Source organism: Kitasatospora sp. NPDC097691 (assembly GCF_040302665.1).
Taxonomy (GTDB): Bacteria; Actinomycetota; Actinomycetes; order Streptomycetales; family Streptomycetaceae; genus Kitasatospora.
On sequence record NZ_JBEORY010000084.1, the window covers coordinates 15604 to 33388 of the forward strand.

Here is a 17785-nt window from a genome sequence, read left to right on the forward strand (position 1 = left end):
CGCGACTTTCGCCGGGCGGCCTCCGCGACGCAGGCCCGCTGGGTCAGATGCGCTGTCCGGCGGCGCGGTCGTCGGCCCGGTCGTAGGCGCGCAGGGTGAGCAGGGCGGCGAGGGTGACACCGGGGCGGGCCTGGGTCTCGATGGTGGGCGACCAGCGGGCCCAGCGGATCGGCCAGCCGCCGTCGTCCTGCTGCTGGGCGGCCAGGTGCGCCAGGCCGCGGTGCAGTTCGGCGTCGGTGAACCAGTGCCGGGCCGGGCTGTCCGGGGTGGGCGCGTAGTCGTGCGGCAGGTGGTGCTCGCCTGGGGCGTAGCCGGGGGCGGTGCGGGCCTGCTCGGGGTGGTCGGGGTCGAGCAGGACGATGCGCTGCTCGCGGACCAGCTCGCCCAGGCGGCGGGCCTGGCGGTGGGCCCAGTCGCGGTCCGGGGCGGCGGCGAGGAAGGTGACGGCGGCGCCGGCCTCGTACGGGTGGGTCTGCTCCAGCTGTTCGACGGCGTGGCGGCAGAAGTCGGCGGCGGCCGTCACCCAGGGGTGGTCGATGCCGGCGTGCAGCAGCGGGGCGGCGATCTGTCCGGTGGCCAGCAGGTCGGCGCCGGGGTCGTCGGGGACGGGCAGGAACGGCGGGTGCGGGTAGGGGCGCAGGGTGGGCAGGACGGCGGGCACGCCGCCGTCGGCGGTGGAGTGGGCGGTCAGCCAGTCGCAGATCCGCCGGGCCCGCTCGCCGTGCAGGGCGCCGGCCTCCCGCAGCACCCGCAGGGCGGCGGGCACGGCGATGGGCTGGGGGGCGGGGCCGCGGACGTCGGGTTCGAGGCCGAAGGCGTAGCCGCCGTCGGCGGTGGCGTAGGCGTCCAGGGCGGCGAGCAGCCCGGCGGGGCCCTCCGCGGCCGGGCCTGCGCCGAAGTGGAAGGCGTAGCGCCGCTGTTCCAGGACGCGTCCCGAGGTCCACAGGTAGCGGCCGGCGCGTTCGAGCATGCTGTCGTTCACCCAGGTCATGCCTACGACGGTAGGCCGGGGAGGGCCCGGCGGCCTTGAACGAATCGGCCGTACGGCGCGGGGCCGGGCGCGGGCGGCTGCCACGGGTGCGGGCGGCTGCCACGGGTGCGGGGCGGGCTCCCCGGTGCCGTGCCGGTGCCGGTGGCCGCTCCCGGCGCCGCTGCCCGGCGGTCCGCCTGCTAGCCTCCCCCCGGCTCGGCCCGGGGACGGGCGGGGCGGCGGGGACGGGAGGGTGCGTCGTGACCAGGATCGGGGTCGGGGTCGGGGCCGGGGCCGGGCGACCGGCGGGCCGTGGCCGAGCGGATCGTTCGCCAACTGCCTTCTAGGCTGGGCGACATGAAGCCCGCACCGGCCCTCGCCTCCGCCGTCGCCGCCGCCCTCGCCCTGTCCGCGACCGCCGCCGTCGGCCTCGCCGCCCCGGCCTCGGCCTCCTCCCCCGCCCCCGCGCCCTCCTCCACACCCGCCTCCGCCGACCCGCTGGAGGGCTACCGCCACCAGCCGCTCGCCTGGGCCCCCTGCCAGGACGGGCAACTGGCCGCCGCCGGCGCCGAGTGCGCGACCCTGACCGTCCCGCTGGACTACCGCGAACCCCGGGGCCGCACGCTGCCCCTCGCCGTCTCCCGGATCAAGGCCGCCGACCCGGCCGAGCGCCGCGGCATCCTGCAGACCAACCCGGGCGGCCCCGGCAACCGAGGCCTGGACATGCCCGTGGCGCTGCGGGCCGCGATGGCGCCGGGGACGGCCGCCGCGTACGACATCATCGGCATGGACCCGCGCGGGGTCGGCGCCAGTGGCGGCCTCGACTGCGGCCTCACCAGGGGCAGTTGGCTGCGCTCGGTCGGCACGGACCGGGCCGGCTTCGAGCAGGCCTGGACCCTCGCCAAGGCCGACGCCGACGCCTGCTGGAGCCGCTACCCCGACCTCCTGCCCCACCTGACCACCCGCAACACCGCCCGCGACGTCGACGTGCTGCGCGCCGCCCTCGGTGAGCAGCGGACCTCCTTCTTCGGCCAGTCCTACGGCGCGCTGCTGGGCGCCGTGTACGCGCAGCTGTACCCCGAGCGCGTCGACCGCCTCGTCCTCGACAGCGCCCCCGACCCGGCCCGCTACGGCATCCGGCTGTTCCAGGACATGGGCGGCGCCAACGAGCGCGCCCTGGACGACTTCGCCGCCTGGGCCGCTCCCCGCAACGCCGCGTACGGCCTGGGCGCCACCCCGGCGGCCGTCCGGGCCACCGTCGAGGGCCTGGTCCGCCGGGCGCAGGCGGCGCCGATCGCGATCGACGGCTTCCTCCTCGACGACCGGATGCTGCCCTTCCTGCTCGCCGTCTGCCAGGGCGACGACCGCGACGACGCCGACTACGCGGACGTGCTGCGCCGGCTCCTCGACGCCGCCGACGGCAAGCCGGTGCAGGCCGGCCCGCTCCTGCACGAACTGCTGTCCACCGTCCTCACCCCGAGCCCGGAGGCCGGCGCCGACCTCGCGGCCGCGATCGGCATCCTGTGCGACGACGTCGCCATGCCGCGCTCCCCGCAGTGGTACCGCGACGCCGTCGAGCGTGCCCGCCCCACCCAGCCCGTCTTCGGCCCGGTCTACAACTCCCCCACCCCGTGCGCCTCCTGGCGCCGCACCCCGCAGGAGCCGCCCGTCGACGTCCACCCCGCCGTCCCCGCCCTGCAACTCCACGCCACCGGCGACACCCACGCCCCCTACCGGGGCGCCCTCGCCCTCCACACCCGCATGCCCGCCTCCCGCCTGCTCACCGTCCCCGGCCGCGTCCACACCGTCTACCTCACCGGCTACAGCCCGTGCGCCGGACAGGCCGTCGACGACTACCTGTCGACGGGGGTGCTGCCGGTGGCGGACGCCGTCTGCTGAGCGGAAGCGGCTTACGGGTGGTCGGCCTTCAGCTGCTGCATTTCGTCCAACTCGATCCGGAGCTCCTTGGTCCAGAAGTCGCCCTCCTCCGGAACCGCACGATTCTCTCCGATCACGGCTTCCAGCAAGGACACTGTGAGGCCCGAACACCCGTGATCTGTAAAGGCCTTGTAGAGTCGAACGAGATTCGCCATGGGCGCGACTCCGGCCATGGCCCTCAGCAGCCTCGAACGCGCTTCACTGTTCTCGTCCTCACCTGAGAGCCAGCGAAAGATATCGATCGGCTTTCGCAGCCGGGCAAGATCGTGTCGGACCCTGGCTCCGTCCAGGTAGCGACGCATAGCCATGAAGTCGTCCGCCAGGTTCATGACGTCCTGGACGGAATGACCCAGCACAATGTGCTCGATGAGGCGATCGGCGGCTTCGTCCTCATCGGCATCACGCAGATAGACCACCGAAGCGCATACACCCGCCAGGTCACCGGAGCCCTCGCTCTCCCACAACGACAGTTCCGCGTCCGTAGCCCGGGCAATCTGGTCGAGCGTCTCGGCATCCCTGTCCCGCAGCCTGAGCACAGCCCCTGCCTGCCGAATCTGGCCTTCGAGTTGAGCGATGCGGTCGAGCGCCGCGTCCCGCTCCTCCGTCAGCGCGCGGATCTCCTCCCGACTGTGGAAGGCCATGTCCTCCAGCGCGTCCTCCGCATCCTGGCGGCGCTTGCGCTCGTCGTGGAGTTCCTGCTTCAGCGAGGCCAGTTCCTGTACGGCCTCGGCCCGGTGGCGATCCAGTTCCTCCCGGGCGGTGGCGAGTTCGAACTCCCGGGCCTGCAACGGACTGCGCACGCACGCCGCCGCGTACATCAGCGCCCTCGTCGTCTTGACCTCCTCGGCGGACACGTCCCCGTCCTCCTCCGCTGCCGCCAACTCGTGGAGCCGGACAGCGATCTCCCGACGCGGCACCTCCCGGCCGTTGAAGAACTTCGACAGCCGGGTCCGGTCGACGCGGATCCCCTCCCCGCTCAGCCGCTCGGCCAACTCCTCCGAGGACAGGCCGATCCGCGCCCGCAACTCCCGCAGCCGCTCCGCACAGCGCCGCTCCGGCTCCGACAGCCGCTCGTCCAGCGGGGCCAGCCCCCGCCGTACGGGCATCTGCTCCCGTGCCGGCCCGCGTTCTCCCCCGTGTTGCGCCGTCGGCACCTTGCGCTCTCCCGCTGCAATCCGAGGTTGCGACCTGACGCAACCACCCCGCAGGCCATTGTGCTGGGGGACGTACCGAGTTGTCGCAATCCCTGGAGATCCACGTGCGCCGTCAGCAGCGTCCCCCGCGTCCGTTCCTGGAGTTCCGCGCGGGCGGCTTCCGCCTGACCCTGCAGTCCCGTCCCCGCCGCCTGTTCCTGCTCCTCGGCCCCGCGCTCACCGCCCTGGCGGGCGTCATCGCGCTGCGCCGCTGACGCAGGGGGGCGGCCGCGGGCGAACCCGGGGCGCCACCGTGCACACGCGCCGAACCGCACCCCCTACACCCCCGCCCCCGCCCCCTCCCGCAGGAACCCCGCGAACGCCGCCACCGCCGGCGCCACCCGCTGCCCGCGGCGGGTCACCGTGAACACGCGGCGGACCGGGGTGTCGTCGGGGTGGAGGGGGATGAGGGCGATGTCGGGGCGGGCGGCGCGGGCGGCGAGGGAGGGGATCAGGGTGGGGCCCAAACCGGCGGCGACCAGGCCGAGTTTGGCGGTCCAGGCGCCGACCGCGTATTCGATCCGGGGCTGGAAGCCGCTGCGCAGGCAGGCGGCGAGGAGGGTGGTCTCGGCGTGGCGGCGGGCGGCGATCCAGGGTTCGTCGGCGAGTTCGGTCAGCCGCAGGCGTCGTCGGCCGGCCAGGCGGTGTCCGGGTGGCAGGGCGACCAGCACCGGGTCGTCCAGGAGCGGCCGCACGTCGAACTGTTCGGTGTCGTAGGCGTCCTGCGCGTACGAGGCGACGACGGCCAGGTCGATCGCGCCCTCGCCGAGCAGCTCCAGCAGGTGGGCGGAGAGGCCTTCGGTGAGGCTGATCGCCACCTGCGGGTGCGCGGCGCGGAAGGCGGCGAGCGCGCCGGGGACGAGGGCCGCGTTGGCGCTGTCGAAGGCGCCCACCCGCAGGTGTCCGGCGGTGAGTTCGGTGAGTGCGGCGAGGTCGCGCCGGGTGGTGTCGAGGCGTTCGAGCATGGCTTCGGCGTGCGGCAGCAGGGCGCGGCCGTGCTCGGTCAGCCGTACGCCGCGGGCCAGGCGGTCGAACAGTGGGGTGCCCAACTCGGCTTCCAGGGTGGCGATCTGGCGGGAGATCGCGGACTGGGTGAAGCCGAGCCGCTCTCCGGCGGCGGTGAAGGAGCCGAGGTGTGCGACGGTGCGGAAGACGTCCAGCCAAGCCATGTCCATTCCGCATGGTTACCATGCCGGACATTCGCTTGTCGCCTGGCTTGCGGCTGCCTAGCGTGGTGGCCATGGAGAAGATCGCTTTTCTGGGGCTGGGCCGCATGGGCCTGCCGATGGCCCGTCGCCTCGCCGCCGCCGGCCACCCGCTGACCGTCTGGAACCGCTCCCCCGGCCGCGCCGACGGCCTCACCGGGGCCGCCACGCCGGCGGAGGCGGTGCGGGGCGCGGACGTCGTCGTCACCATGCTCGCCGACCCGGCCGCCGTCACCGAGGTGGCCGGGCGCTTCACGGCGGAGCTGGCACCGGGCGCGCTGTGGATCGACATGTCCTCGATCGGCCCGGCGGCCGTCGCCGCGCTGCACGCCCGACTCCCGGACGGCGTCGCCCTGGTGGACGCCCCGGTGATCGGCAGCGTGGGCCCGGCGGCGACCGGCGGCCTGACCGTCTTCGCGGGCGGCGAGGACGCCGCGCTGGACCGCGCCCAGCCCGTCCTGGAGCAGCTGGGCCGGGTGCGGCGCTGCGGCGGCCCGGGGGCGGGCGCGGCGCTGAAGCTGGTGGTGATGGGGGCGATGGTGGCCTCGGTCGCGGCGGTCGGCGAAGCGCTGGCGGTGGCCGGGGAGTTGGGCGTGCCGCAGGACGTGGCGCGGGAGGTGCTGGCGGCCGGGCCGCTCGCGGGGGTGGTGGCCCGGGCGCACAGCGCGGACTCGGACTTCCCGGTGCGCCTGGCCGCCAAGGACCTGGCCCTGGCGGGCGGCGGGCCGGTCCTGGCGGCGGCCCGGGAGGTGCTGCTGGCCCACCCGTCGATCGCCGACGAGGACCTGTCGGCGGTGGTGGGCGCCCTGCGCCGGGCGCGGGGGTAGCGGGAAGGCCCGGGCGCGGACGCCACCCGGCCGGGGCGGGGTTCACGCCCCGCCCCGGCCAGTACACCTGGCCGGGGATCGCGTCGACCTCGGCCTCGGCCTCGCCCTCGCCCTCGCCCTCGACCAGCCGCGGCTCGTCGGCCGTCGTCCCGCACTAGTGCACCCGCGGCCGTCGTCGACGGCCTCCGGCCTGCGCGATTGCCGCCGCCGGGCGCCGCACCCCGCCGGAACCGGGCCCGGAGCGCCCTACTGCACTAGTACACCAAGCTCAAGTTCCCGCAGTACAGGGCTTGTTGACCTCATGCGTACGGCGTACATTCGTCAGCGTCGAACACCACCGCACGCACCGACGGGAAGCCCCCATGGACAACACCGACATCCTCGTCTCCGGCGGCGGCATCGCCGGCCCCGCCCTCGCCCACTGGCTGCGCCGCCACGGTTTCGACCCCACCGTCGTCGAGCGCGCCCCCGGCCCGCGCCCCGGCGGGCAGGCCGTCGACCTGCGCGGCGCCTCGCGCACCGTCGTCGAGCGGATGGGCCTGACGGAGCGCGTCCGCGCGCTGTGCGTCGAACAGCGCGGCATCGCCCTGGTCGACCGGCGCGGGCGGCACAGCGCCCGGATCCCCGTCGAACTGTTCGAGGGCGAGGGCATCGTCTCCGAGGTCGAGATCCTGCGCGGCGACCTCGCCGACGTGCTCCGGGAGGCCACCGACGACGTCGAGTACCTGTGGGACGACACCGTCACCGCGCTCGCCGAGGACGCCGACGGCGTCACCGTCACCTTCGAGAACGCCCCCGCCCGCCGCTTCGCCCTGGTCGTCGGCGCGGACGGCCTGCACTCCGCCGTACGCCGCCTCGCCTTCGAAACCCCCGGCGGCGGCCCCGGCGGCGGGAAGGACCGCGGCCACTACCACCCGCTCGGCGGCTACCACTCCTGGTTCACCGTCCACGACCCCGCGCTCGCCCGCGACCTCGACAGCTGGTTCCTGATGTACAACGCCCCCGGCGGCCTGGTCGCCGGCGCCCGCCCGGGCCGCCTGCCGGGCGAGGTCAAGGCCTCCCTCGGCTTCCGCTCCGCCCCGCTGACGTACGACCGCCACGACGACGACGCCCTCAAGCTCCTGCTCGCCGACCGCTTCGCCGGCGCCGGCTGGGAGGTGGACCGGCTGCTCGCCGGGATGCGCACCGCCGAGGACTTCGCCTTCGACTCCTTCGGCCAGATCCGCCTCGACCACTACAGCCGCGGCCGCGTCGTCCTGCTCGGCGACGCCGGCTACAGCCCCAGCCCCCTCACCGGCCTCGGCACCAGCCTCGCCCTCGTCGGCGCCTACCTGCTCGCCGGCGAACTCGCCGCCGCCGACGGCGACTTCCGTACCGCCTTCGCCCGCTACGAGGAGCTGATGCGCCCCTACGTCACCCAGGCCCAGGAACTGCCGCCCGGCGGCCTGAACGGCTACGCCCCCGACAGCGCCGTGATGATCCGCCTGCGCGCCGCCTCCATGCGCTGGATGGGCCGCTGGCCGCTGCGCAACCTGCTCGCCGCCCAGTTCGCCAAGGCCGACGCCATCGACCTGCCCGACTACCCGCTGCCCGCCCGCACCACCGCGGCCCGAGTCACCGCAGCCCGAGTCACCGCAGCCTGAGCCGCCACGGGCCCGTACCACCGCGGCCCGGAACACCCGGGCTTGCACCTCACGCGGCGTCAGGATGGATGCTCGTGCCATGACCACCGGACAGACCTGGAAGGTCGGCCCCCTCGCCGAGGCGAGCGGCCTGACCGTACGCACCCTGCACCACTGGGACGGCATCGGCCTGCTCAGTCCCTCCCTGCGCACCGCCTCCGGCCACCGCGCCTACACCGAGCAGGACGTCGTCCGCCTCTACCAGATCCTCGCCCTGCGCCGCCTGGGCCTGGGCCTGGAGACCATCGCCACCTGCCTGGACGCCGGCATCGACCCCGTCCGGCTGGTGCGCGAGCACCTGGCCGCCACCGAGGCCTCCCTCACCGCCCTGCAGGCGCTGCGCGAACGCCTCGCCCACGTGCACACCGAACTCACCGCCGAACGCACCCCCGCCACCGCCGACCTGCTGCGCCTGCTCCAGGCCGTCGGCGCCACCGGACCCACCGGCCCCGCCGCCCAGGAGGCCCTGCACCGCCACCTCGACGACGACCAGGTCCACGCCCTCGCCGACCACGCCGCCGCCCTCGGCCCCTCCGCCCACTACCTGCTGGAGGTCGAATGGCCCCAGCTCTACCGCACCGCCGAGGCCCTGCGCACCGCCGGGGTCGAGCCCACCGACCCCCGAGTCCGCCGCATCGCCGGGCGCCTCGACGAACTCTCCCGCCTCTTCAGCGGCGGCGACACCACCCTCTCGGCCGCCGTCCGCACCGCCTGGCGCGAGGACCCCGCCGCGATGTCCGGCGCCCCCGACGCCCCCGCCGACGCCTGGGCCCCGCTGCGCACCTACCTCGACCGGGCCCGGCAGACCTCATGACCGCCACCACCCCGCCCACCGCAGCCCCGGCGCCCCACCACCCGCGCCTCGTCGCCCTGGCCGCCACCACCCTGCCCGTCCTCACCCCGGCCACCCTCGCCGCCACCGCCGGCCTCCTCCCCTGGCCGGCCATCCCCGCCATCGCCACCGCCCTCACCCTCCGGGCCTGCCTGCTCACCCCCTGACCCCCGGCAACCCCGGCCCGGCCCCACGGGGGTGGCCCGGACCGGGGCCCGGGAACACCGCCGCCCTGCCCGCCCCGGGAACACCGGGGCGGGCAGGGCGCAGCGTCGGAGGACGGGGCCGGGGCCCCGCTGTTACTTCGTACGGGGCTGGTTGAAGCGGAGCATGTTGCCCGAGGGGTCGCGGAAGGCGCAGTCGCGGACGCCGTAGGGCTGGTCCATGGGTTCCTGGAGGACTTCGGCGCCGGCGGCGCGGATGCGTTCGAAGGTGGCGTCGCAGTCGTCGGTGCGGAAGATGACGCCGCGCAGCAGGCCCTTGGCGAGGAGTTCGGCGGCGGCCTGGCGGTCGTCCTCGGAGGCGTGCGGGTCGGCCAGCGGGGGTTCCAGGACGATCTCGACGCCGGGCTGGTCGGGCGAGCCGACGGTGACCCAGCGCATGCCTTCGAAGCCGACGTCGTTGCGGACCTCGAAGCCGAGGACGTCGCGGTAGAAGGCGAGGGCCCTGTCGTGGTCGTCGACGGCGATGAAGCACTGGGCGAGTTCGATGCTCATGGCGTCACGCTACGGGAGGGGTCCCGTCCTTGGCCCCCGTACGCCGGATTGGGCGGGTGCGGATCTTGGCGACGCAGGCGGGGATGGCGGCGCCGTCCCCGTGGTCGCGGGCGCGGTAGGCGCTGGGGCTCTCGCCGACGAGTTCGGTGAAGCGGGTGCTGAAGGAGCCCAGCGACGTACAGCCGACCGCCATGCAGACCTCGGTGACGCTCAGGTCCCCGCGCCGTAGCAGCGCCTTGGCCCGTTCGATCCGGCGGGTCATGAGGTAGCTGTACGGGGTCTCGCCGTAGGCGGTGCGGAAGCTGCGCGAGAAGTGGCCGGAGGACATCAGGGCGGTGCGGGCGAGCGCGGGTACGTCGAGGGGCTGGTCGTAGTCGCGGTCCATCCGGTCGCGGGCCTGGCGCAGCCGGACGAGGTCGGCCAGGGGCAGGCGGGTGGCGCGGCCGCCGGCGGGCTCGCGGCCGGTGGCGGATTCTCGGGGCTCGCGGCGCGTACCGGACTCGCTGGGTTCACGGGAGGACACACCGGCCACCGTACCCACCGCCGCCGACAGTCGGCCTCCCCCTGCCGGGCCCCGGCTTCCCCCGTCCGGCGCGGCCCGTTGGCGCCCGCGTCGCCGTGCCGCCCACCCTGGGGGGACGGCCGGGCGGGACGGACGACGGAGAGGGTGGCGGGGTGGAGAGCGACGGAACCGTCCCGCGCGCGCCCGGCAGCCGGGCGGTGGTGCTGGGCGTGCTGGCCGCCACCGCCGTCGTGCTGCTGGGGCAGGCGGCCAGCGGCAGCAGTGCCCGGCTGGTGCTGCTGCTGGTGTTCCTGCCGGCGTTCCTGGCGGGCCGGGGCACGGTGGCGCAGACGGTGGCCGTCTCGGTGTGGGTGGCCGCGGTGGTGGGGGTGAGCACGGTGCTGTTCCCGCCGCCGGACCTGGAGGCGCGGGTGGGCACCCTGGTGGCGGTGGTCGGCGCCGAGGCCGCCGTGATCGGGCTGTGCGCGCGGCGGGTGCGGCGCGAGCGGCAGCTGTCGCGGATGCGCCAGAGCGCGGTGGCGCTGCAGCGCCAGTTGCTGCGTCCGCTGCCGGTGACCACGGCGGACGTGCGCCTGGACGGGCTGTACCGGCCGGTGGAGGAGGACGCCATGGTCGGCGGCGACCTGTACGACATCGCCGAGACCCCGCACGGGACCCGGGTGCTGGTGGGCGACGTGCAGGGCAAGGGCCTGCCCGCGATCGGTACGGGCTTCGCGGTGCTGAGCGCCTTCCGGGAGGCGGCCTTCCGCGAGGCGGAGCTGACCGCGGTCGCCGACGCGTTGGAGGCGGCGGTGGAGCGGCACAACGCGTACGTGGTGCAGAGCGGTGAGCAGGAACGTTTCGTCACCGCGACCGTCCTGGGCCTGCGCGGCACCGCCGGAGCGAACGGCCAACCGTCCGCCGGGGTGGCGGGTGTAAAAGCCGGCACCGAGATGCAGGCCGTCAACTGCGGCCACCTCTCCCCCTACCTGCTGCGCGCCGACGGCCGGGTGGAGCCCGTCGCGCTGCCGACCGGGATCCCGCTGGGCCTGGCCTCGCTCGCGGAGCTGACCGGCGGGGCGCAGCCGCGTACGGTGCGGCGTCTCGTGCTGCCCGCCGACGGGGTGCTGGTGCTGCTCACCGACGGCATCACCGAGGCGCAGGACGCCTCCGGCGCGTTCTACCCGGTCGAGCAGGGCCTGGCCGATCTCGCCGCCACCCCGGCCGAGGCCCTGCCCGGGGCCCTCGACGTGCGGGCCCGGCACTGGAGCGGCGGGCGCAGCCGCGACGACGTCACGGTCCTGGCCCTGCGCGGTGCGGCGGGGGCGTAGCGGTGCGGCGGGGGCGTAGCGGTGCGGCCGTCGACGGCGGCCACACCCCCTGAGCCCGGCGGCCGACCGGGCCCGGGGGGACGGCGGGAACGCCGTCAGCCCGTGCCCCGCATGCGGGCCGTCAGGGCGTCCGGGGGCACCAGGGGGGCCGGGTAGTCGAGCGGCCCGTCCCACGTCCAGGGCTGGTGGACGGCCCGGCCGGGGAGGTGGGCGAGTTCGGGCAGCCAGCGGCGTACGTAGGTGCCGTCGGGGTCGTAGCGCTCGGCTTGGCGCAGGGGGTTGAGGACGCGGTTGGGGCGGGTGTCGTTGCCGGTGCCGGCGATCCACTGCCAGTTGAGCTGGTTGTTGGCGAGGTCGCCGTCGACGAGGAGGTGGAGGAAGTGGGCGGCGCCGGGGCGCCAGTCGTGGCGCAGGGTCTTGGTGAGGAAGGAGGCGGTGATCAGGCGGGCGCGGTTGTGCATCCAGCCTTCGTGGGCGAGTTGGCGCATGCCCGCGTCGACGATCGGGTAGCCGGTGCGGCCTTCGCGCCAGGCCTGCAGTTCCTGTTCGTCGTGGTGCCAGCGGGTGCCGCGGGGGCGGTAGTCGGTGTGGGCGGCGTCGGGACGGGCGGCCAGGACCTGGTGGTGGAAGTCGCGCCAGGCGAGTTGGCGGACCAGGGCGTCGGCGCCGGGCCCGCCGTGTGCGGCGGCGTGGCGGGCGAGTTCGGTGGCGGACAGGCAGCCGAAGTGCAGGTGGGGCGAGAGGCGGGAGGTGGCGTCGGCGGCGAGGTCGTCGTGCAGGTGGTCGTAGTGGGCCGGGTCCCAGGCGCGCAGCCGGCGCCGGGCGGCGCGTTCGCCGCCGGGCGGCAGGCCCGGGGAGGTGCCGGCGGGGGCGGTGGGCAGCGGGTCGCCGTGCGGGTGGTCGGGGGTGGCGAGGGTGCGCGGGGCGGGCAGGACGGGGCGGCGAGGGGCCTGCTGCCAGGCGCGCAGGTACGGGGTGAAGACGGCGTAGTGGTCGCGTCCGGCGGGGGTGAGGGTGCCGGCGGGGACGACGGTGAGTCCGTCGTGCAGGTGCAGCCGCTCCCCCAGGGCCCGGCGCAGGGCGGCTTCGCGGCGGGTGGCGAAGGCGGAGACGCCGGCGGCGGTGTGGACGGCGGTGGCGCCGCATTCGGCGGCGACGCGGGCGGTCTGTTCGGCGGGGTCGCCGTGGCGCAGGACCAGGCGGGAGCCGGCCGCGCGCAGGGCCCGGTCGAGGTCGGCGAGGCTGTCGGCGAGGAAGGCGCGCCGGTTGGGCGGGGCGAAGTCGGCCTTCTCGACGGCGGGGTCGAGGACGAACAGCGGCAGGACCCGGTCGGCACCGGTGCGGGCGGCGTGCAGGGCGGGGTTGTCGTGCAGGCGCAGGTCCTGGGTGAACAGGACGACGGCGGTGCTCATCGGGGGCCTCGTGCGGTGCGGTCGGGGACGGTGCGGTCGGGAAGGGCGGATCGGCGGGACCGGCGGTCGGCGGTGCGCTCGGCGGTGCCGCCGGCGGTCCCCTGGTGGTTCGTAGTGCTCCCGGAAACGGATTGGGCGTTCCGGGCCGGGATGACGGCGTGTCGCGGCACCGGGCGGGCGGACGCCGCGACACCGGGCGGGCGGACGCCGTGGCAGCGCGCGGCCGTGAGACCCGTCACCCCCGGCTGCGGGGCCCACCTGCGGCGATCTAGGGTGCTGGCATGATCCCCACACCGATGTCCGACCCGATATCCGACCCCGGCGAGGCCCTGCGGGTGCTGCTGGAGGGCAACGCCCGGTTCGTCGCGGGCAGTCCCGAGCACCCCAACCAGGACGCCGGGCGCCGCGCCGCGCTCGCCCCGGCGCAGCGGCCGTTCGCGGTGCTGTTCGGCTGTTCGGACTCCCGCCTGGCCGCCGAGATCATCTTCGACCAGGGCCTGGGCGACCTGTTCGTGGTGCGCACCGCCGGGCACGTCACCGGCGCGGAGGCGCTGGGCAGCATCGAGTACGGCGTGAGCGTGCTGGAGTGCCCGCTGGTGGTGGTGCTGGGGCACGACTCCTGCGGTGCGGTGGCGGCGGCGCTGGACTCCCTGGAGCAGGGGCAGCTGCCGGGCGGCTTCGTGCGGGACGTGGTGGAGCGGGTGACCCCGAGCGTGCTGTCCGCCAAGGCGGCGGGCATCGAGGACCGGGACGCGATCGTGGACGAGCACATCCGCCAGACCGTGGACCTGCTGGTGGAGCGTTCCCAGGTGCTCGCCTCCAGGGTCGCGGAGGGCACGGTGGCCGTGGTGGGCCTGTCCTACCGGCTGCACGACGGCCAGGCCCGCCGGGTGGCCGCCCGCGGGTCGGCGGGCTGACGGGCTTACGGGCCGACGGGCCGACGGGCCGACGGGCCGACGGGCCGACGGCAGGGGGCTGCCGTCCTCGGGACCTGCGCGGAACGTGCGTGACCTGCGGGAACTGGATGTCCGATCACCGCCAGCGCCCCCGTACGGGCGGGGGCAGAGTCGGTGGCCGACAACGGTTACCTCTCCCAAGGACGGCAGATCCCGTGCACAAGGTCATCGACCTCAAGGTCCTGTACTTCGGCACCCCGGTGGTGCTGATCGGCACGCGCAACGAGGACGGCAGCGCCAACCTCGCGCCGATCTCCTCGGCGTGGTGGCTGGGGCAGTCCTGCATGCTGGGCCTGGGCAACGCCTCCCAGACCTCCGTCAACCTGCGGCGCGAGGGCGAGTGCGTGCTCAACCTGCCCTCCTCGGCGCAGGTCGACGCCGTGGACGCCCTCGCGCTGCTGACGGCCAACCCGCACATCTCCGAGCTGCGGCGGGAGCAGGGCTACCGCCACGAGCGGCGCAAGTTCGAGGCGGCCGGGATGACGGAGGTGGCGGGCGAGCTGGTAGGGGCGCCGCGCGCCGCCGAGTGCCCGGTGCAGCTGGAGTGCCGGCTGGAGGCGGCGACGCCGCTGGCGGGCAACGAGCGGTGCACCGCCTTCGAGGTGAAGGTGGTGCGCGCGCACGTCGAGGAGCAGCTGATCGTGCCGGGCAGCGGCCACTACGTCGACCCGCTCGGCTGGGACCCGCTGATCATGAAGTTCTGCGAGTTCTTCGGCGACGGGCGGCGGCTGGCCCCCTCCCGCCTGGCCGAGGGCTGGCGGATGCCCGGCCGGCTGCCCGGCCGGACGCCGGCGGCCGCCACCGCCGTGTGACGGCCGCCCAAAAAGGCCCGGCGGCGACGTCCCCGGCACCATCCGGATCGCGCCGCGCCGGGGCCCACGGCCTCAAGGCCTCACGGTGCGATGGTCTCCCCGCAGGAGTCGCACACCCGTGTCGCCGGCAGTTCCAGGAAGCAGGTCGGACAGATCGCCGGCGGACGCGGCGCGGCCGCCGCGGCGGCAGTGGTGCTCGTGGTGGCGGAGGTGGCCGAGGAGGAGGTGGCCTTGCGCTGCACCGAGGCGCGCAGGCGCGGGGCGAGGGCGGGGGTGCCGCCGTCGGCGGGCAGGTCCGCGCCGAAGTGCCGGTAGCAGGCCAGGCGGGCGGCGGCCGCGTGCTGCTCGCGGTCCATCTCGTCGGCCAGCGGCGGCTGCCCGGCGACCGCCAGCACCTCCTGGTAGCCGGCGCCGACCTTGCCGTCCGTCGCGTTCACCACCAGGGCCGTCAGCGGCGGGTCCCCGCGCCGGTGCGCCTCCAGGATCACCAGGGACAGCACCTTGCCGATCCAGTGCCGCTGGTTGACCCGGGTGCGTACGCCGGAGGCCTCCTGGACCGCCTCGGCCAGCTCCGCGTAGGTGATCACCGCGTGGTAGCGGCTCGCCACCTCCACCAGGGCCGGGTAGGCGGCTCTGGTCCACACGATGTGTGCCTGGGTGGCGCCGACGGCCACACCGTCCGACACCCGCCAGTAGCTGCGCTGCTGCTCCGCCATCCGACCGCCCCTGTCCGCCTCGTTCGTGCCCGCCTCGTCCGTGCCCGTCCGCAGGCCCACGCCGTGAGCGAGGCTACCCCGCGCCGGGGCGGCAGGGACGCGCGGGGGCGGGCCGGGGGCGCGAGTGGGGGCCGGGGGCGCGGGGCGGGCCGGGGGGCGCGGCCGGGAACGCGCGCGACCGGGAGCGGGTGGCGGGAACCCCGGCTTGACTTCAAGTCCTGTTGAAGTTGTCGAATGGCACCCGACCGCAGCCGTACGGGCACCGCGGTCGATGCCCCGCCCGTACGGAACCGTACCCGGGGCCGGGGCCGCCTTCATCCGATCGCGCCGTTGGCGGCCCCGGCCCCCGGGTCCACCCGCCGGCGCGGCGTTCGCGGCCGATCGGGGGACGGCCGCGCGGCTCACGCGCCTTGGCCCGTACGGCACTTGGCGGCCCTGCCCACCTCCGCGGCGCGTCCCGGTGCGCTACGGTGAGAGCGAACGGCCCCCGACCACTGCGACTGGTCGGGGGCCTTCACGTTGGGCGGGGCGAGCCCGGAACCGGAAACCTGGCACTCCTTTTCCGGGCCCCGCCCGGCGCCTCGGCAGGGCACCGGCCCTACTTCACCGCCGTGATCACCGTCCCGACCACCGCCGCCAGGGCCGCGATGACCCCGGCATTGCGCCGCAGCCACCGCCCGACCTTCTCCGACGTCCGCGTTCGGACCGGCTCGTCGCCTTCCATTCCGGTCTCCTCTCACCTCCGCACGGAGCCCGGGCCGGACGACCCGGGCCGGGGTTGCGGGAGGGGAGGCGCACCGCCACGGGGGCGACGGTCAGCAATCTACCTCGATTCCTTGATCATCTGATAGTTCGTCAGGTTCCGGCGGGCAAATCCGTTCGCTCCGGCGTTCGGGCGGCGGGCATGATCACGCCGTGGATCGCGCCGTGGATCTGCCCACCCTGCCGGCCGCCGTCGAACGCGGCGCCGACACCACTGCGGGTGGCCCCGGCCGCCCTTGGGTCCGGGCGGGGTGTCAGAGCACGGCGAGCCGGTCCACCAGCAGCTCCACCCGCCGCTCGGCTTCCGCCGGGGGCAGGCGTCCGGCCCGGGTCAGGGTGGCCAGGCCGTGCAGGGACGCCCAGAACACCTCGGTGAACAGCCCCGGGTGGACGCCGTCCCCGGCGACCTCGCCGAGGCTTTCCAGCAGGGCGGCGAAGGCGTCCTTCAGCGGCTCCGGGGTGTCCTCGGCCGCGAAGGCCAGGCCGCCGTCGAGCCGGAACATGGCGTCGTAGACGGCCGGATTGCGTTCGGCGAAGTCGAGGTAGGTGCGGGCGAGGGCGGTGACCCGGGGGCGGGGGCCGTGCGCGGCGGCGGTCGCGGCCCGCAGCGCCACGGCCATCTCGGCGGCACCCTCCAGGGCGACGGCGCCGATGATCTCGCGCTTGCCGCGGAAGTGGCTGTAGAGGACGGGCTGGCTGTACTCGATGCGCTCGGCGAGCCGGCGGGTGGTGACCGCGTCCCAGCCCTGCTTCTCGGCGAGTTCGCGGGCCGTCGCCACGATGAGGCGCTCGCGGGCCGCCCGTTCGCGTTCCTTGCGTTCCTGTACCGACATGACCCGATCCTAGCACCGCTAGACAATCAAGCGGCAGCAGTACTAGCGTTGACTCGTCACCTAGCGGCGCTAGATCCCAGGAGGGGTCATCATGCTCGACGCACTCAAGGTCCTCACCACCGTGGTCGTCGGAGTGATGGTGGGGGTGGAGTTCTCCGTCGCCTTCGTCATCAACCGGATCCTCGACGCGCTCCCCGACGACAGCGGCCAGCTCGGCCGCGCCCACGGCGGCCGGATGCTCGGCGCCGTGATGCCGTTCTGGTACATCGGCTCGCTCGTCCTCGCCGCGGTCTGGGCCGTCGCCGGATGGCACGGCCACGGCGCCGGCCTCGTCGTCATCGCCGCCGCACTGCTGATCCTCAGCGTGATCATGTCGATCCTGCTGCTCGTCCCGATCAACAACCGGGGCAGGACGTGGACCCCCGAGAACCGGCCCGAGGACTGGAAGGAGCAGATGAACCGCTGGGACCGCTACCACTACGTCCGCGTCGCCGTCATCGTCGCCGCCTTCGCCCTGCTGGCCGCCGCCCTCGTCTGAGCCCGCGGGCCACAACGCATCCGGACCCCTCCGATCGGAGGGGCCCGGATGCGTTGTGCGTGGTACCGCCGTACGGGCGTCAGCCGGTGGTGGCGGCGGAGCGGTAGGCGGTCACGGCGGCCGCGAGGACGTCCCTCGTGCCCGAGGTCGGCGGGTGCTCGACGATCTCCTGCACCACCAGGATCACATCGCCCGTGCGGACGAAGGCGGTCTCGTCGACCCACGGCTCCGGGTCGTCGGGGAAGGTCGAGGTGATGCGGAGCAGGAGGCTGTCGTCCCCCCGGGGGTCGGCCGGCGAGACGGTCGCGGTCACCCGGAGCTGCTCACCGCCCGCGAGCGTGTCGGTGTAGGAGGCGCAGCGCCCGGCGACGCCGCGGATGGCGGTCATGACCTCGGCCGCCTGCCCGGGGGCGTAGCGGTCGAGCACCTCCTGGCCGAACCAGCTGAGGTCGTCGTCGCCGGCCGGTGGCCGGGTCACCCCGACGGCCACGTCCTCCGCGGGCGGGGCGTGCTTCGTCATGAAGGACTCGACGGCGAGTTCGGAGCACGGCATCGAGGCG

The 17785-nt window shown here is 75.3% G+C and carries 20 protein-coding genes; 10 read left to right on the forward strand and 10 right to left on the reverse strand.

From position 1 onward, the window contains the following. Positions 1-43: 43 nt before the first annotated feature. Positions 44-991, reverse strand: a complete 948-nt coding sequence (locus ABTY56_RS36000; protein ID WP_350633811.1) for a hypothetical protein — start codon at positions 989-991, stop codon at positions 44-46. Positions 992-1327: 336 nt separating this feature from the next. Here ABTY56_RS36000 and ABTY56_RS36005 point away from each other — a divergent pair, with 336 nt between their 5' ends. Continuing rightward, on the forward strand, positions 1328-2869 hold the full coding sequence (locus tag ABTY56_RS36005) for an alpha/beta hydrolase (RefSeq protein ID WP_350633813.1): 1542 nt from the start codon (positions 1328-1330) through the stop codon (positions 2867-2869). 11 nt (positions 2870-2880) lie between these two features. Here the strand turns inward: ABTY56_RS36005 and ABTY56_RS36010 are convergent, their stop codons facing one another. Beyond that, a complete protein-coding gene (locus ABTY56_RS36010; RefSeq protein WP_350633815.1) occupies positions 2881-4062 on the reverse strand; it encodes a helix-turn-helix domain-containing protein in 1182 nt (393 codons plus the stop codon). Positions 4063-4142: 80 nt separating this feature from the next. Between ABTY56_RS36010 and ABTY56_RS36015 the strand changes: the two genes are divergently transcribed. Next, positions 4143-4316, forward strand: coding sequence for a hypothetical protein (locus ABTY56_RS36015; protein ID WP_350633817.1), 174 nt, complete (start codon positions 4143-4145; stop codon positions 4314-4316). A gap of 63 nt (positions 4317-4379) precedes the next feature. On the opposite strand, the gene ABTY56_RS36020 is transcribed toward ABTY56_RS36015, so the two are convergent. After that, on the reverse strand, positions 4380-5276 hold the full coding sequence (locus ABTY56_RS36020) for a LysR family transcriptional regulator (protein WP_350633819.1): 897 nt from the start codon (positions 5274-5276) through the stop codon (positions 4380-4382). A 65-nt stretch (positions 5277-5341) separates the two neighbouring features. Here ABTY56_RS36020 and ABTY56_RS36025 point away from each other — a divergent pair, with 65 nt between their 5' ends. The 4 genes from ABTY56_RS36025 to ABTY56_RS36040 all read left to right on the forward strand — a co-directional run bounded on the left by ABTY56_RS36025 (position 5342) and on the right by ABTY56_RS36040 (position 8814). Further along, the gene (locus ABTY56_RS36025) at positions 5342-6133 is read left to right on the forward strand and encodes an NAD(P)-dependent oxidoreductase (protein WP_350633821.1); all 792 of its coding nucleotides are present in this window, start codon (positions 5342-5344) and stop codon (positions 6131-6133) included. A gap of 362 nt (positions 6134-6495) precedes the next feature. Continuing rightward, positions 6496-7776, forward strand: a complete 1281-nt coding sequence (locus tag ABTY56_RS36030; protein WP_350633823.1) for an FAD-dependent monooxygenase — start codon at positions 6496-6498, stop codon at positions 7774-7776. 79 nt (positions 7777-7855) lie between these two features. After that, positions 7856-8629, forward strand: a complete 774-nt coding sequence (locus ABTY56_RS36035) for a MerR family transcriptional regulator (protein ID WP_350633825.1) — start codon at positions 7856-7858, stop codon at positions 8627-8629. Next, positions 8626-8814 (forward strand): hypothetical protein, encoded by a 189-nt coding sequence (locus ABTY56_RS36040; protein WP_350633827.1) that lies wholly within the window; start codon positions 8626-8628, stop codon positions 8812-8814. The genes ABTY56_RS36035 and ABTY56_RS36040 overlap by 4 nt, the downstream gene beginning before the upstream one ends. Positions 8815-8946: 132 nt before the next feature. On the opposite strand, the gene ABTY56_RS36045 is transcribed toward ABTY56_RS36040, so the two are convergent. Together ABTY56_RS36045 and ABTY56_RS36050 are read right to left on the reverse strand one after the other, a co-directional pair. Then, the gene (locus tag ABTY56_RS36045; protein WP_350633829.1) at positions 8947-9363 is read right to left on the reverse strand and encodes a VOC family protein; all 417 of its coding nucleotides are present in this window, start codon (positions 9361-9363) and stop codon (positions 8947-8949) included. 4 nt (positions 9364-9367) lie between these two features. Continuing rightward, positions 9368-9793, reverse strand: coding sequence for a helix-turn-helix transcriptional regulator (locus ABTY56_RS36050; protein WP_350633848.1), 426 nt, complete (start codon positions 9791-9793; stop codon positions 9368-9370). Positions 9794-10038: 245 nt separating this feature from the next. Here ABTY56_RS36050 and ABTY56_RS36055 point away from each other — a divergent pair, with 245 nt between their 5' ends. Beyond that, entirely contained in the window at positions 10039-11196 is a 1158-nt protein-coding gene (locus ABTY56_RS36055) for a PP2C family protein-serine/threonine phosphatase (RefSeq protein WP_350633831.1), read from the forward strand. 95 nt (positions 11197-11291) lie between these two features. Here the strand turns inward: ABTY56_RS36055 and ABTY56_RS36060 are convergent, their stop codons facing one another. Beyond that, positions 11292-12608, reverse strand: coding sequence for a cryptochrome/photolyase family protein (locus tag ABTY56_RS36060; protein WP_350633833.1), 1317 nt, complete (start codon positions 12606-12608; stop codon positions 11292-11294). A gap of 281 nt (positions 12609-12889) precedes the next feature. On the opposite strand from ABTY56_RS36060, the gene ABTY56_RS36065 reads away from it, so the two are divergent. Both ABTY56_RS36065 and ABTY56_RS36070 read left to right on the forward strand, forming a co-directional pair. Then, on the forward strand, positions 12890-13525 hold the full coding sequence (locus tag ABTY56_RS36065; RefSeq protein WP_502893260.1) for a carbonic anhydrase: 636 nt from the start codon (positions 12890-12892) through the stop codon (positions 13523-13525). 194 nt (positions 13526-13719) lie between these two features. Next, positions 13720-14376, forward strand: a complete 657-nt coding sequence (locus tag ABTY56_RS36070) for a flavin reductase family protein (protein WP_350633835.1) — start codon at positions 13720-13722, stop codon at positions 14374-14376. 80 nt (positions 14377-14456) lie between these two features. Here the strand turns inward: ABTY56_RS36070 and ABTY56_RS36075 are convergent, their stop codons facing one another. The 3 genes from ABTY56_RS36075 to ABTY56_RS36085 all read right to left on the reverse strand — a co-directional run bounded on the left by ABTY56_RS36075 (position 14457) and on the right by ABTY56_RS36085 (position 16687). After that, positions 14457-15092, reverse strand: a complete 636-nt coding sequence (locus tag ABTY56_RS36075; protein WP_350633837.1) for a hypothetical protein — start codon at positions 15090-15092, stop codon at positions 14457-14459. Positions 15093-15690: 598 nt separating this feature from the next. Next, positions 15691-15816, reverse strand: a complete 126-nt coding sequence (locus ABTY56_RS36080) for a hypothetical protein (protein ID WP_350633840.1) — start codon at positions 15814-15816, stop codon at positions 15691-15693. A 292-nt stretch (positions 15817-16108) separates the two neighbouring features. After that, complete coding sequence (locus ABTY56_RS36085; protein WP_350633842.1) at positions 16109-16687, reverse strand: TetR/AcrR family transcriptional regulator; 579 nt, start codon at positions 16685-16687, stop codon at positions 16109-16111. 91 nt (positions 16688-16778) lie between these two features. Between ABTY56_RS36085 and ABTY56_RS36090 the strand changes: the two genes are divergently transcribed. Next, on the forward strand, positions 16779-17225 hold the full coding sequence (locus ABTY56_RS36090) for an anthrone oxygenase family protein (protein ID WP_350633844.1): 447 nt from the start codon (positions 16779-16781) through the stop codon (positions 17223-17225). 79 nt (positions 17226-17304) lie between these two features. Here ABTY56_RS36090 and ABTY56_RS36095 read toward each other — a convergent pair. Next, the coding region (locus tag ABTY56_RS36095; protein ID WP_350633846.1) for a hypothetical protein at positions 17305-17785 on the reverse strand (481 nt) is incomplete at its 5' end.